Consider the following 13,046-nt stretch of genomic DNA (forward strand, 5'->3'; position numbering starts at 1 on the left):
TTTCCTAGTCACTAAAACACACTTAGGCTATTTCATATTAACAATCAAACGCTTGAGTTTACACTTTCAAAAGTTACACTTGATAAAAATTTATCACATTTTAAAAGCTTATGTTTTCAATCAAAAAAATCTTAATTCTTTGTGGATTACTAACAAGCACGCAAATTTTTGCTCTACCACAAGACTCGCGCCGTGCAGGTGGCATCGCGGTGATCCCACTTTCACAAAATATTTCTGAAGTAAAATATAAAGATCAACCGATTTTAATCACGCAACCCAATACTCAACGTTATGCAATTTTTGGTATACCACTTTCTACCCCTGTAGGCTCATTAGAACTACAAACCAATGCTCAACCCATTCAAATTGAAGTGAAGCCTTATAAATATGCAGAACAACGCTTGAATGTTAAAAATCAAGATTATGTCAATCCGCAGCAAGAACAACTTGACCGTTATGCGATAGAAGCCAAAGAACAAAATGACATTTATACCTCATTCAGCCCTGCACAATTTTCTGATTTTCCAAACTTTATACGTCCAACTGCTGGAAAATTTAGTAACTCTTTTGGGCGCAAACGTTTCTTTAATGGTGAAGAACGCGCACCACATTCAGGCTTAGACATTCCTGCACCTGTAGGACAGAAAGTGGTTGCTCCAGCATCTGGTGTTGTCGTCGGGGTTGGTGACTATTTCTTTAATGGTCAAACTGTTTTAGTTGATCATGGGCAAGGCTTGATCAGTATGTTTTGCCACTTAAGTAAAATTAATGTTGTAAAAGGACAGAAATTAACGCAAGGCGAGGTTTTAGGCTTAGTTGGTAAAACAGGTCGTGTAACAGGTCCACATTTACACTGGGGAATGAGTTTGAATAACGCTCGAGTTGATCCGCAATTATTTTTAAATCAATAAAACTTAAGCTATTTGCGCATATTTAAGGGAAAACTGAAGATCAGACACATTTTGTAATAATTTTAATTGATATTTTTTCAATTTAAATAAATTTAGTGATTTTCATCAATTTTTTAAGATTAAATGTTGATGTATACACTCGGAATTAAACTGAAAATCTATCAATTTCGAACAAAAAAAAGCCAAAATGTTTTTGGCTTTTTTTTTATTGTATTTTATTCTGCTGCAATAATTTCAAAATCATGGCTGATCACAACACCACCATCTGACAGCATTTTACTTGCAGAACAGTACTTTTCAGCAGAAAGTTCAACTGCTTTAGCTACTTGTTTTTCCTTTACATCACGTCCAGTCACCACAAAATGTAAATGAATTTTAGTAAAAACTGCTGGGATTGTATCTGCACGATCAGCCTTGAGCTGACATACAACACCTGTCACATCTTGGCGAGATTTTTTTAATATAGTCACAATATCAAAAGAAGCACAGCCACCAAGTCCCATTAATATCAGTTCCATGGGACGTGGTCCACGGTTTTCTCCGCCATATTCAGCAGAACCATCCATAACAACCTGATGTCCACTTTCCGATTTTGCTTCAAAAGCAACATTCTCTAACCAATGTACGCTAGTTTGCATTGCAACTACCTAAAAAAAGCTATAAATTTACAGTGTACCTGTACACTAGCATAAAATGAGTTGATAAGGAATTTCATCTCTTACGCTTCTATGTGACGAGTTCAATTTAGATTTATGATCTAGTTATTATCCAATTTGGAATTTTTTAGCATGTCTTCTAATTTAGCACAACTTAGTACAGATGCTTTGTCTCCTGGGCAACTGCCAGAATCTGTCAAAGCATTACTCAAGCGTGCTCACATCAATCGTTTTCCGAAACGTACGACTATTGTTGATGCGGGTTCAGAGTCAAAATCACTGTATTTAATTTTAAAGGGATCGGTATCAATCATTTTACGTGAAGACGATGACCGTGAAATTGTAGTTGCTTACCTTAATCCAGGAGATTTCTTCGGGGAAATGGGGTTATTTGAACAAAATCCTCAACGTACTGCTGAAGTAAGAACTCGTGATGTTTGTGAAATTGCTGAAATCTCATATGAGAATTTCCATGAAATCAGCAAACAATATCCTGACTTAAGTTATGCTGTGTTTGCACAATTGGTCAGACGTTTAAAAAATACCACGCGCAAAGTAACAGATCTGGCATTTATTGATGTTTCTGGTCGTATTGCACGTTGTTTAATTGATCTTTCAGCGCAGCCTGAAGCCATGATTTTACCAAATGGTCGTCAGATCCGCATTACACGTCAAGAAATTGGTCGTATTGTGGGTTGCTCACGTGAAATGGTCGGTCGTGTTCTAAAAACACTTGAAGAACAAGGCATGATTGAAACAGATGGTAAAGCCATTCTGATTTTTGATGTATCTTTAGAAGAATCTTCATATAATGAAGATGAACATGATGATGAATAATTAATTTATATTTTTCATTTTAAAAGCAAATCTTCGGATTTGCTTTTTTATGTGTAACTCTTGTGACTCTCCGTTGAGCTATAAAAATAATTGATTCAAGATAGAAATGTAACACTCATACTTTAACGATAATACTTAAGGATCATCTCAATGAAATATAATCCACTAGGTCAATCAGGTATTGAAGTTCCTGAAATTTGTTTAGGTACCATGACCTTTGGTGAACAAAATACCCAAGCTGAAGCTTTTGAGCAGCTCGCTTATGCTTTAGATCAAGGTTTGTATTTTTGGGACACCGCAGAAATGTATCCTGTACCGCCCAAACCTGAAACACAAGGTGCAACTGAAGAAATTATTGGACAATGGATTGCACAAAATGGACAACGCGATAAGCTATTTATTGCTTCAAAAATTGCAGGTCCACAACAAGGTGGCAGCCATATCCGAGATGGGCATACGAAGTTTATTGAAAGTGAAATTGCATCAGCTATAGATGGCTCTTTAAAGCGTTTACAGACAGATTATATTGACTTATATCAGTTACATTGGCCACAACGTGCGACGAATTTCTTTGGCACATTAGGTTATGGCAATAAACAAGCACAACAAAATATTGACATTACGCCTTTAGAGCAAACATTAGAAGCACTCAGTAAAGAAGTCCAAAAAGGTCGTATTCGTCATATTGGCTTGTCAAACGAAACCCCTTGGGGAACCTTAAAATTTTTACATTTAGCTGAAAAATTAGGTTTGGAAAAGATTGTCAGTGTGCAAAATCCGTATAGCTTGCTCAACCGTACTTATGAAGTTGGTATGTCGGAAATTGCACAGCATGAAAATATTGGCTTATTGGCTTATTCACCTTTGGCTTTTGGATATCTAACAGGTAAGTTCCGTCATGGTGCCCGTCCTGCTGATACCCGTATTACTTTATTTAGTCGCTTTAGCCGTTATAGTAACCCTGAAAGTGAATGGGCAATTGAGCAATATGCATTGCTTGCTGAAAAGCATGGTTTAAGTCTGACACAATTAGCATTGGCTTTTATTAAGCAACAATTTTTTGTGACCAGTACCATTATTGGAGCAACAAACTTAAACCAACTGAAAGAAAATATTGCAGCTTTTGATCTGATTTTATCTGATGAAATTTTACAAGGTATTGAAGATATTCACCGTCAACAACCTAATCCTGCGCCTTAACTGAAAGACAACATTGCCCCTAATCATTGGATTTGGGGCACTCTCTAAAATGAGGGATCAAATACAGGTCACTTCACGAGCAATAACCAAACGTTGAATATCTGAAGCACCTTCATAAATTTGGCTGACTCGAACATCTCGATAAATACGTTCTACTGGAAAATCGGATACATAACCATAACCACCATGAATTTGAATGGCATCAGAGCAAACTTTTTCTGCTATTTCTGAAGCAAAAAGTTTTGCCATAGACGCTTCTTTTAAACAGGGTAAATTTGCATCTTTTAAACTCGCAGCATGCAAAATCAACTGTCGTGCCGCTTCAATCTGTGTAGCCATATCCGCTAAACGAAAAGCAACTGCCTGATGTTGCATTAATTCAACTCCAAAAGCTTTACGCTCATTTGCATATTCGACTGCGGCATCTAAAGCTGCACGTGCCATACCGACACACTGTGATGCAATGCCAATTCGACCAGATTCTAAGTTTGATAATGCGATTTTATAACCTTCGCCTTCTTTGCCTAATAAATTTTCAGCAGGAATGCGACAATTTTCAAAAACAATAGTGGCAGTATCAGAGCAATGTTGTCCCATTTTATTTTCAATACGAGACACAATATAACCTTGTGTGTCTGTCGGTACGAGGAAGCATGAAATACCGCGTTTGCCTGCATCTTTATCTGTGACTGCAAAAACGATTGCGAGCTGTGCATGTTGTCCTGTGGTAATGAATTGCTTTGTTCCGTTGATTATCCATTCATCTCCATCACGCACAGCTTTACATTGTAAAGCCCCTGCATCTGAGCCTGCTTGCGGTTCAGTCAAACAAAAACAGCCAAGCCATTCCCCTGTTGCGAGTTTGGTTAAATATTTCTGTTTTTGTTCTTCTGTGCCATAACGCTGTGTAATACCGCATGGTAATGAGTTTTGTACACTAACAATAGTTGAAATAGCACCATCCCCTGCGGCAATTTCCTCAAGTGCTAAAACCAAAGAAATATAATCTAAACCTGCACCACCATATTGTTCCGCTACAGTCATTCCCAATGCACCTAATGCGCCTAATTCTTTGAGCTCTTGTATAGGAAAATGAGAGGTTTGATCACGTTCTGCTGCTGTGGGTTTTAATTTGCTTTGTGAATAATCACGCATCATGTCCTGAATCATTTTTTGTTCTTCGTTTAAAATCATCACAGCATCCTTTCTATATACTTTTTAGGCAAAAACTGACCGACTTGGTCTATAAAAAACCAAGAGAATCAAAGGTAAATTAAATTTTTAGTGAGAAATTCATATACTTCTTCATTGAACCCAAAGAAGTATATGAATAAAAATAGATGATTAAATTTAGAAAAATCTTATTTTAATGCACTACTTAGGTTGCATACGAATTGCACCATCAAGACGAATAGTTTCACCATTTAAATAACTATTTTCACAAATTTGCCCAACCAATGAAGCAAACTCTTCTGGTTTTGCTAAGCGTGGCGGAAATGGCACCATTTGCCCTAAAGCATCTTGGACATTTTGTGGTAGCGCTTTTAACATTGGTGTTTCCATAATGCCTGGTGCAATCGTCATCACACGGATCGCATGCTGTGCTAGTTCACGTGCTAAAGGTAAAGTCATCGCCACAACTGCACCTTTTGATGCTGAATACGCAGTTTGACCAATTTGACCATCAAAAGCAGCCACAGAAGCGGTATTGATAATCACCCCGCGGTCTTCCTCACCTGCTTGTAACTCATATTTTGCAATTAAATTTGCTGCAAAGCGAAGCATGTTAAATGTGCCTGACACATTGATATTTAATACACGTTGAAAATCAGTTAATGCATGAATGCCTTTTTTACCTAAAACTTTTGCCGAAGGACCAATACCAGCACAATTCACTAAGCCATTAAGCTGTCCATATTCTTGTTCAACATCATTAAAAAACTGTTCAACTGTGGTCTCATCTGTCACATCAAGTTGGACAAATTTAGCATTTTCACCCAATTGTTTTTGGGTTTCTTGACCTAGCTCACTATTCATATCCACAATAATGACTTTTGCTTGACGCTCAACTAAAAATTTTGCTGTTGCTGCACCTAAACCTGATGCACCACCAGTCACAACAAACACTTTTCCTTCGATTTTCATATTATTTTCCTATTCATTTTTTGAATATATGCACTCGACTTAAGCAGCAGAGTAAACATAGTTAAGCTTGAGTACAATTTCCAAAACGTGCATCTTTGCTGATGTATTTGGACAATTGTTTCGTGCTACAAAATAATGGAATTGCTCATGAATAATCAACCGCCTCAGTATAGCAAAGGAACAATTTCTATCGCATTGGTACATGAAGCCTTAGCAACTGCACAACAAAAAGAGCTAAATTTAACCCAGCTACTTCATAACGCAGGTATTTCAATAGAAATGCTACATTCTCCTAAAAGTCGTGTCTCAGTCAGTGCTTTTGCTCAACTTTGGACAGAAATTGCCAATCAGATGAATGATGAATTTTTTGGCATGGACAGTCATGGAATGCGAAGAGGTAGTTTTCAATTATTATCTAAAATGCTGATGCAAGCTGAAACAGTCAAAGTTGCACTCAATCAAATGTTACAGTTTTTAAATGCAATCCTTGATGACTTTCAAAGTACATTATTTATTGAAGAAAATTATGCTTATATTGTGATTTATGAGCGTAAAAGTACTAAAAATATGTTTGCTTATGCCACTTATTTCATGTTAATTCATGGTTTAATTTGCTGGCTCAGTGGTCAACGTTTAATCATCAATAAAATTCAACTAAAATGTGCAGCACCTCTTGATGATCATGATTATAAGGTTAGATTTTGTGAAAATATTCAATATGATAGTAATGAAAACTATCTACAATTTGATGCTAATTATTTAAAAATTCCCATCAAACAAGATCAACAATCTTGGTATAAATTTATCCGTCAGACACCCGAAAACTTATTGGTACGTTTTAAAAACCCTTATGCACTCAGTTCGATTATTCGTAAATCTCTCATGCAACAGTCACCTGAAAAATGGTTAGAACTCAATATTTTAGCCCAACAGCTCAACATGTCTGAAGCCACAATCCAACGTCGTTTAAAAAGTGAGGGAACGAGCTATCAACAATTAAAAAATGAAATCCGTCGAGATACTGCAATTGAACTACTGAGCACCAGCCAAAAAACCTTACAAGAAATTAGTGATGAATTATATTTTCAAGACCCAAGTGCTTTTCATCGTGCCTTTAAAAAATGGACGGGAGTCAGTCCAGGTTCTTATCGTGAACAATCATAAGTCTATGAACGAGTAACAATAGTGTAAAAAATCACTTTGCATTTAGAGTAAAAAATAGCGTCATTTTGCATAAATTTGCGCTGTTCATTCGTCTGAATCTGTTTGCTAAAAATACAATATTGGGTTACTTTTCAACCAAATTCAGCTATATCATTTTAGCTATTTTATCTTCCAAAATTGCTTTTATTGTTACAGGTTCTTCCATGAATAAAATGTCAGACGTGCTTGAGCATTCACTGGTACAAAAATTTGTTCACTCTTTATCTGCCCAAACAGAACATCTTGATGAGTTAATTGATGGCATATTAAATGCCCCACAACAAGATTTTCATCAGGCAATTTCGTCTTTTGTTGCTGATCAAGATACACCCAACTTTGCACAAGCCTTAGATATTCAAAAAGAAAATCTTCAAGCCATCCAAGATGGACTGGCTTTGCAAAAAGAGCATTTAGCAGATACAGCAAAAATTGTTGCATTATGCTTAGCTTTAGAAACAAATATACTTACTCAACTTGAAGTCGCTGAGTCTTTAAAAGATTTTCCTATGTAAAATGAAATTTGATGCATTAAAAAGGTTGCTTTAAAGCAACCTTTTTAACATTTTAATTAAGCATGATTAATTTTGCCACTGCGCTAAAGTGACACGGTCATTTCCACCATAGTCTTTGACTGTACGGATTTCTTTAAATCCATATTTTTGGAAAATTCCTTGTACAGCCTCAGCTTGATCATAGCCATGTTCTAAAGCAATCCAGCCTTGATGGGTTAACCAATTTTTGCCCTGTTTAATGATGAGTTCTATATCTGCTAAGCCTTGGTTCGCTGCCACCAAAGCACGCTCAGGTTCTGATGCTAAATCACGCATATGTACATCTTTAACATCAATGTATGGCGGATTAGATACAATCACATCAAAATATTGACGATTAAGCGCTTCAAACCAATTACCTAAATAAAATTTCACATGATTTAAATCATGTTTTTTCGCATTTGATAATGCAACCTCTAAAGTTGGTTCGTAAATATCTGTTGCAGTTACAGACCACTCAGGTCGTTCACTCGCTAAAGATAAAGCAATCGCCCCAGTTCCTGTTCCTAAGTCAACAATGCGCGCATCTACAGGTACATCAAGATGTAATACAGTTTCCACCAAAACTTCTGTGTCGGGACGCGGCACCAAAGTATCTTTAGTCACTGTTAAGTCTAAAGTCCAAAATGGCTGTGAACCTGTAACATAGGCTAGAGGCTCACCTGCTTGGATACGCGCCAAACCCTCAACATATTGTTGTTCTTGCTCAGCAGTCAGTTCTTGCTCTTTCTTCATGACCAAATCAAAAGAATCAATTTTGGTAATATGTTCAAGCAACCAAGCATTTTCTTGACGCTCATAACTTTCAGGCTCACCACGTAAGGCAAGCGCTTGTGCAATATTCATTAGCCACCATTCTGCTGAGCAAGAAGAGCCAACTGATCTGCTTGATATTCACGATGTAAGCTATCAAGTAACTCTGTTAAATCACCTTCCATCACGGCATCTAACTTATATAAAGTGAGGTTAATTCGATGATCGGTCATACGACCTTGTGGGTAATTATAAGTACGAATACGCTCAGAACGGTCACCAGAACCGACCAAGTCTCGACGCATTTCTGAAGTTGCAGCATCTGCAGCCGCACGTTTTGCATTTTCCAAACGTGAAACTAATAAAGCCATCGCTTTGGCTTTATTTTTATGCTGTGAACGTTCATCCTGACATTCCACCACTGTACCTGTTGGAATGTGTGTAATACGTACCGCAGAATCGGTTTTGTTAATATGCTGACCACCCGCACCTGATGCACGATAAGTATCGATACGTAATTCGGATGGATTGATTTCAACCGTGGTATCAACATCAATCTCAGGTAAAATTGCGACTGTACATGCAGAAGTATGTACTCGACCTTGGGATTCTGTTGCAGGAACACGTTGCACACGATGTGCACCACTTTCAAATTTTAAGCGACCATAAACGCCTTCACCATTAATCAGGCAAATGACCTCTTTATAACCGCCATGTTCACCTTCATTTTCCGACAATATTTCGATACGCCAATTTTGTGTTTCAGCGTACTTAGAATACATACGAAATAAATCACCTGAGAAAATAGCTGCTTCATCGCCGCCTGTTCCTGCACGGATTTCCAAATATGCAGAGTTAGCATCATTGGGATCTTTAGGAATCATCAGAATATTGAGGTCAGCTTCTAAAGTTTCGAGCAAGGCTTTATTTTCTTTTATTTCTTCAATCGCCATGTCTTTAAAATCTGGATCAGAAGACATTTCTTCAGCAGTCACGATATCTTCTTCAGCTTGCTTATATTTTTTCCAAACGTCGGTGATTTCGCTCAAATCACTGTGCTCACGTGACAAATTACGAAAGCGCTTGTTATCTGAAATCACTTCTACATCAGCAAGTAGTGCTTCTAGTTCTTCGTGTCGATCACACAATTGGTCTAATCGTAAACGTAACGATTCTTTCATTTAAATAAAATCTCAATCTCAAGCTCACCATCATTTATAGATTAAAATAAAGACAGCAAGACATTTTAAAAATTGTGCCTAGTTTAACGATTATGACTTTTAAATAACACCGCTATATCTGTTTCTCCTTAGATTTCACACTAGATTTTTTGTGTGACGCCTGACTGAAGTTTTTTAAACTCAATATCAGTTATTCACAATACCTACATGATTGGCATAAGTTTGCTGCTTTAAAGCACAATTTTAATAGAAAGCATACATTCAGATACTAAACACCTTAATAAAGGGAAATCTTCTCCATATTTTTGATGACGCCTTTTGTTACATTTAGCTCATCAAATAGAGATATAGAAAGCTGTCCGAATCAGGACATGGAGCAAGACATGAAATTAAATGCGATGTTATTAAGTTCTGCTTTAGCAATTACTTCAATTTTTACAGTAAGTGCCCATGCTGATAACTCAACTCGTATTGCAGCAACCTCAGCTTTAGGTAGTGTTGCAGGAACTGCTATTGGTAAACAAATGGGCGGTAATACAGGTGCAATGATTGGTTCAGCATTAGGTGGCGCAGGTGGTGCTGCTGTAGCAACAAACAAACGTGATCGTACTGCTGCTGCAATTGGTGGTGGCTTAGGTGGTGTTGGTGGCTACTCTGTTGGTAAAAATGTAGGTGGGTCAACAGGTGGTTATATTGGTTCAGCGTTAGGTGCAGCAGGTGGTTCAGTTTTGGGTAAAAAAGTATCTGAAGACCGCCATTATGATGATCGTAAATATAACCGAAAATATCGTAAACACCGTCATTAATTGATCATGATCAAAAGCACCTATTTTTAGGTGCTTTTTTATTACAGCTATCTTTTTATCAAAATATCGCTGATATCTCAGTTTGAATACATACTAAAAAACGGCACTTAAGTACCGTTTTTTATGACTTAAAATGATTTATACCATTAACAAGGACATTTTTTTAATGTCCCCCCTGCACTTGGATAACGTGCATCAACACAATAACGATGAAAGGTTTTTTCATCCATTGCCTCTAGATCAGGATGATGCTTCTTCATATGCTCTAAGTAGTTTTGATAATCTGGAACACCCACCATTAAACGAAAACTTTGCTGTAGGCGTGTCCACAAAGTTGCAATTCTTGACCAATTTTTAGGATTAAAAATTAAATCTTTTTGTGACATCACAGTCATTTTAATGATTTTATAAATCACCGTTTTGCCACTTTTGGCGAATTTCAAATTCATCTCACTCACCTCTTCTTTAGATTTAATGTTTGGCTGATGTTACCACTGTATCTTCTGGCTCTGCATATACAGCAGGTGCTTCATTTACAGTTGGAACAGGACTTGCCAATGCACGACGAATCACGCCAATCGCAGCAATAATCATCACAATCGCCACAATCATAAAGAATGCACATAAAGCTGCATTAATTTGATTTGACAATACAATCGTTTGCATCTCTTCAAGTGTTTTTGCAGGTTTTAAAATCTCACCTTTAGCAATCGCAGCGGAAAAACGATCTGCCTGTGCCAAGAAACCAATTTTTGGATTTTCATGAAAGATTTTTTGCCAACCCGCAGTCATACACGTAATGATCAAAAATACGGTTGGAACAATAGTGACCCAAACATATTTTTCTTTCTTCATTTTAAATAGAATCACTGTACCCAAGGTCAGTGCCATTGCTGCTAACATCTGGTTACCAATACCAAATAGTGGCCATAGACTATTAATACCACCCAATGGATCAATCACCCCTTGATAAACGAAGAAGCCCCAACCTGCAACTGCCACAGCCGTACCAATCAAGTTTCCGACAAAGTTATGTGAGTTTTTTAAAGCAGGTACAACAATACCTACAGTATCCTGCACCATAAAACGACAAGCACGAGTACCCGCATCCACCGCAGTTAAAATAAATAAAGCTTCAAATAAAATCGCAAAGTGATACCAAAATGCCATCATTGAACGATTATTGAAAATTTCTGTAATAATATGTGCCATACCAATAGCAAAAGTTGGCGCCCCACCTGTACGTGACAGAATGGTACTTTCACCAACTTCTTTTGCCAGTAAAGTTAAAGCTTCTGGTGTCACAACAAAGCCTAAATTACGCACGGCTTCTGCTGCACTTTCTACAGTTGTACCCAATACGGCTGCGGGTGCGTTAATCGCAAAATATACGCCTGGCTCAAGTACAGTTGCACAGATCATTGCCATAATGGCAACAAAAGACTCCATTAACATACCACCATAGCCAATGACACGAATATTGACTTCGTTATCAACAAGTTTCGGTGTAGTTCCTGAAGAAACCAACGCATGGAAGCCTGAAATTGCACCACAAGCAATAGTAATAAATAAAAATGGGAACATTGAACCAGAAAATACAGGACCCGTGCCATCAACAAAATGCGTAACAGAAGGCATTTTAAGCATTGGCATTGCAACCATAATACCGACAGCAAGACCTGCAATCACACCAATTTTTAAGAAAGTAGATAAATAATCACGTGGTGCTAATAACAACCAGACAGGTAGAACTGACGCAATAAATCCATAAATAATCAATGCCCATGTCAATTGAGTGCCTGTCAAAGTAAATAATGGTCCCCAATATGGATGTGCTGCAATATCTCCACCAAAAATAATGGCAGCCATCATTAACACAAAACCAATGATAGAAACTTCTGCAATTTTTCCTGGGCGCAGATAACGCATGTAGATTCCCATAAATAGTGCAATTGGTATTGTTGCTGCAATACTAAATACACCCCATGGGCTGTTGGTTAATGCTTTCACGACAACAAGTGCTAAAACTGCCAAGATAATAATCATGACACCTAATGCACCTAGCATCACAATGACACCCGCAAAAGATCCAAGTTCCTGTTTTGCCATTTCGCCCAGAGATCGACCATCTCGTCGTGTTGAAATGAACAAGACTAAAAAATCTTGTACTGCACCTGCAATCACAACACCAACCAATAACCAAATCGTGCCAGGGAGATATCCCATTTGTGCTGCCAAAATAGGACCAACTAAAGGTCCTGCACCTGCAATCGCAGCAAAGTGATGCCCAAACAATACATACTTATTGGTAGGTACATAGTCCAACCCATCTGCAAGACGATGCGCAGGTGTTAATCTACGTGGGTTGAGTTCAAAAACTTTATTGGCAATAAATAAACTATAAAAACGATAAGCAATGCTATATACACAAATTGCAGCAAGTACGAGCCAAACAGCATTGACATGCTCACCTCGACTGACAGCTAAAATTCCAAACGATACCGCACCAATAATGGCAACAATCACCCAAATCAGTTTGGATAAGGGCGATGATTTCTTTTCAATATTTTCCATGAATACCTCACATTTCGATTAAACGAGCAGTTCCATTGTTGTTATTTGCCATAATTCATTTCGGTTTTGTCTCTTTCCTTAGTGACTCTACTCCTCATTTTTTTGTTTTCATCTAAGACTTTTGATTTAAATGTGTTGTTAATATCACCAATTAACACGACATAAAGATGACCAGAATATTTTGATTATTATTTTTATTGTGACAATTTTGCCAACTCTTTTGAATCTA

Annotated in this window: 13 protein-coding genes; 6 read left to right on the forward strand and 7 right to left on the reverse strand. The window is 37.4% G+C overall.

The genetic code is table 11. From position 1 onward, the window contains the following. The first annotated feature begins 110 nt into the window (after positions 1-110). Entirely contained in the window at positions 111-911 is an 801-nt protein-coding gene (locus C9E89_RS05935) for a peptidoglycan DD-metalloendopeptidase family protein (RefSeq protein WP_107007346.1), read from the forward strand. A 215-nt stretch (positions 912-1,126) separates the two neighbouring features. Here the strand turns inward: C9E89_RS05935 and C9E89_RS05940 are convergent, their stop codons facing one another. After that, positions 1,127-1,549, reverse strand: a complete 423-nt coding sequence (locus C9E89_RS05940) for an OsmC family protein (protein WP_107007347.1) — start codon at positions 1,547-1,549, stop codon at positions 1,127-1,129. A 150-nt stretch (positions 1,550-1,699) separates the two neighbouring features. Between C9E89_RS05940 and crp the strand changes: the two genes are divergently transcribed. Continuing rightward, positions 1,700-2,404: a cAMP-activated global transcriptional regulator CRP gene (gene crp / locus C9E89_RS05945; protein WP_107007348.1), complete on the forward strand. Its 705-nt coding sequence runs from the start codon at positions 1,700-1,702 to the stop codon at positions 2,402-2,404. Between the two features lie 150 nt (positions 2,405-2,554). After that, positions 2,555-3,604, forward strand: coding sequence for an NADP(H)-dependent aldo-keto reductase (locus C9E89_RS05950; protein ID WP_107007349.1), 1,050 nt, complete (start codon positions 2,555-2,557; stop codon positions 3,602-3,604). A 57-nt stretch (positions 3,605-3,661) separates the two neighbouring features. Here C9E89_RS05950 and C9E89_RS05955 read toward each other — a convergent pair whose 3' ends face one another. Next, a complete protein-coding gene (locus tag C9E89_RS05955) occupies positions 3,662-4,798 on the reverse strand; it encodes an acyl-CoA dehydrogenase family protein (RefSeq protein WP_107007350.1) in 1,137 nt (378 codons plus the stop codon). 180 nt (positions 4,799-4,978) lie between these two features. Next, the gene (locus C9E89_RS05960; protein WP_107007351.1) at positions 4,979-5,749 is read right to left on the reverse strand and encodes a 3-hydroxyacyl-CoA dehydrogenase; all 771 of its coding nucleotides are present in this window, start codon (positions 5,747-5,749) and stop codon (positions 4,979-4,981) included. 147 nt (positions 5,750-5,896) lie between these two features. On the opposite strand from C9E89_RS05960, the gene C9E89_RS05965 reads away from it, so the two are divergent. Both C9E89_RS05965 and C9E89_RS05970 read left to right on the forward strand, forming a co-directional pair. Then, a complete protein-coding gene (locus C9E89_RS05965) occupies positions 5,897-6,913 on the forward strand; it encodes an AraC family transcriptional regulator (RefSeq protein WP_213069629.1) in 1,017 nt (338 codons plus the stop codon). A gap of 203 nt (positions 6,914-7,116) precedes the next feature. Then, positions 7,117-7,464: a hypothetical protein gene (locus C9E89_RS05970; RefSeq protein ID WP_107007426.1), complete on the forward strand. Its 348-nt coding sequence runs from the start codon at positions 7,117-7,119 to the stop codon at positions 7,462-7,464. 66 nt (positions 7,465-7,530) lie between these two features. On the opposite strand, the gene prmC is transcribed toward C9E89_RS05970, so the two are convergent. After that, positions 7,531-8,349 carry a peptide chain release factor N(5)-glutamine methyltransferase gene (gene prmC / locus C9E89_RS05975; RefSeq protein ID WP_107007353.1) on the reverse strand — a complete coding sequence of 273 codons (819 nt, stop codon included), beginning with the start codon at positions 8,347-8,349 and terminating at the stop codon, positions 7,531-7,533. Then, positions 8,349-9,437, reverse strand: a complete 1,089-nt coding sequence (gene prfA, locus C9E89_RS05980) for a peptide chain release factor 1 (RefSeq protein ID WP_107007354.1) — start codon at positions 9,435-9,437, stop codon at positions 8,349-8,351. Before prfA ends, prmC begins: the two co-directional genes overlap by 1 nt. Before the next feature lie 383 nt (positions 9,438-9,820). Between prfA and C9E89_RS05985 the strand changes: the two genes are divergently transcribed. Beyond that, complete coding sequence (locus tag C9E89_RS05985) at positions 9,821-10,243, forward strand: hypothetical protein (RefSeq protein ID WP_107007355.1); 423 nt, start codon at positions 9,821-9,823, stop codon at positions 10,241-10,243. Between the two features lie 146 nt (positions 10,244-10,389). Here C9E89_RS05985 and C9E89_RS05990 read toward each other — a convergent pair whose 3' ends face one another. Continuing rightward, on the reverse strand, positions 10,390-10,692 hold the full coding sequence (locus tag C9E89_RS05990; RefSeq protein ID WP_107007356.1) for a YbdD/YjiX family protein: 303 nt from the start codon (positions 10,690-10,692) through the stop codon (positions 10,390-10,392). Between the two features lie 22 nt (positions 10,693-10,714). Further along, positions 10,715-12,817 carry a carbon starvation CstA family protein gene (locus C9E89_RS05995; protein ID WP_107007357.1) on the reverse strand — a complete coding sequence of 701 codons (2,103 nt, stop codon included), beginning with the start codon at positions 12,815-12,817 and terminating at the stop codon, positions 10,715-10,717. Positions 12,818-13,046: the final 229 nt, after the last annotated feature.

Source organism: Acinetobacter sichuanensis (assembly GCF_003024515.2).
Classification (GTDB): Bacteria; Pseudomonadota; Gammaproteobacteria; order Pseudomonadales; family Moraxellaceae; genus Acinetobacter; species Acinetobacter sichuanensis.

Bases quoted from the DNA above. Each gene is read 5' to 3' on its own strand.
- C9E89_RS05935 (WP_107007346.1), top strand. From the start codon at position 111: ATGTTTTCAATCAAAAAAATCTTAATTCTTTGTGGATTACTAACAAGC.
- C9E89_RS05940 (WP_107007347.1), bottom strand. From the start codon at position 1,549: ATGCAAACTAGCGTACATTGGTTAGAGAATGTTGCTTTTGAAGCAAAA.
- crp (WP_107007348.1), top strand. From the start codon at position 1,700: ATGTCTTCTAATTTAGCACAACTTAGTACAGATGCTTTGTCTCCTGGG.
- C9E89_RS05950 (WP_107007349.1), top strand. From the start codon at position 2,555: ATGAAATATAATCCACTAGGTCAATCAGGTATTGAAGTTCCTGAAATT.
- C9E89_RS05955 (WP_107007350.1), bottom strand. From the start codon at position 4,798: ATGATTTTAAACGAAGAACAAAAAATGATTCAGGACATGATGCGTGAT.
- C9E89_RS05960 (WP_107007351.1), bottom strand. From the start codon at position 5,749: ATGAAAATCGAAGGAAAAGTGTTTGTTGTGACTGGTGGTGCATCAGGT.
- C9E89_RS05965 (WP_213069629.1), top strand. From the start codon at position 5,897: ATGAATAATCAACCGCCTCAGTATAGCAAAGGAACAATTTCTATCGCA.
- C9E89_RS05970 (WP_107007426.1), top strand. From the start codon at position 7,117: ATGAATAAAATGTCAGACGTGCTTGAGCATTCACTGGTACAAAAATTT.
- prmC (WP_107007353.1), bottom strand. From the start codon at position 8,349: ATGAATATTGCACAAGCGCTTGCCTTACGTGGTGAGCCTGAAAGTTAT.
- prfA (WP_107007354.1), bottom strand. From the start codon at position 9,437: ATGAAAGAATCGTTACGTTTACGATTAGACCAATTGTGTGATCGACAC.
- C9E89_RS05985 (WP_107007355.1), top strand. From the start codon at position 9,821: ATGAAATTAAATGCGATGTTATTAAGTTCTGCTTTAGCAATTACTTCA.
- C9E89_RS05990 (WP_107007356.1), bottom strand. From the start codon at position 10,692: ATGAATTTGAAATTCGCCAAAAGTGGCAAAACGGTGATTTATAAAATC.
- C9E89_RS05995 (WP_107007357.1), bottom strand. From the start codon at position 12,817: ATGGAAAATATTGAAAAGAAATCATCGCCCTTATCCAAACTGATTTGG.